Origin of the sequence: Mesorhizobium album (genome assembly GCF_033977205.1) — a bacterium.
Classification (GTDB): Bacteria; Pseudomonadota; Alphaproteobacteria; order Rhizobiales; family Rhizobiaceae; genus Mesorhizobium; species Mesorhizobium album.
Genome location: NZ_JAVIIW010000141.1, coordinates 1 through 982 on the forward strand (window position 1 = coordinate 1; position 982 = coordinate 982).

The window sequence follows — 982 nt, forward strand, 5'->3', positions numbered from 1 at the left end:
CTCGATCGCGCTCATCACACGCCGCTCGACACGTCCGAGATGGCCGTCATGAACCTGCCGATACGCCTCGCCGTGGCGGCCGAAGATATCCGCCACCTCCAGTCTCGCCGACATGGGTGGAACCGGTCAGCCCGGCGGCACCACTTCAATGTTCAGCCGGTCGAGCGGGCTCGTCGTGCGCCGGATGAGGCCGTTCGAGACCTTGGTGTAGCGTGCCGTCGAGGAAAGATTGTTGTGGCCAAGCAGCACCTGGATGATGCGGATATCGGTGCCGTTCTCGAGCAGATGCGTGGCGAAGCTGTGCCTGAGCGTGTGCACCGTCACCCGCTTGTCGATGCCGGCGGCCGCACGCGCCGAGCGGCAGGCCGAATACAGAACCTGCACGTCGATGGGACGGGTTGCGTTCCGGCCGGGAAACAGCCAGCCCTGCGGCTTCGCCAGCCGCCAGTAGACGCGCAGGATGCGCAGAAGCTGCGCCGACAGCATCACGGTGCGGTCCTTGCCGCCCTTGCCGTGCTCGACCCGAATGACGCCGCGCTCGCTATCGATGTCGCCGACCTTTAGGCCGACGGTCTCCGAGGCGCGAAGGCCAGCAGCGTAGGCCGTCGTCAGCGCCGTGCGCGTCTTCAGGCTCGACACTGCCTCCAGGAACCGGACGACCTCGTCGGCGCTCAGGACCACCGGCAGCGTGCGTGGCGAGCGGGCATAGACGATCCGTTCCGGAATCTCGGCATGGCCGAGCGTCACGCCGTAGAAGAACCGCAACGCGCACACCGTCTGGTTCAGCGCCGGCCACGAGATCCCGGTCGAGACCAGATGCACCTGAAAGGCGCGGACATCTTCAAGGCCAAGGCGGTCAGGGGATCGGCCGAAATGGCGGGAAAACTTCGCCACCGCGTGCACGTAGGATCGTTGCGTGGCCGGCGACAGATTGCGGATCGTCATGTCTTCGATCATGCGCCGGCGAAGAGGGCTCAACTCG

1 protein-coding gene is annotated in these 982 nt (G+C 66.0%); it reads right to left on the reverse strand.

Annotated features, from left to right (window positions below):
- Nucleotides 1-126: 126 nt before the first annotated feature.
- The coding region (locus tag RFN28_RS34620; RefSeq protein WP_320291599.1) for a tyrosine-type recombinase/integrase at nucleotides 127-982 on the reverse strand (856 nt) is incomplete at its 5' end.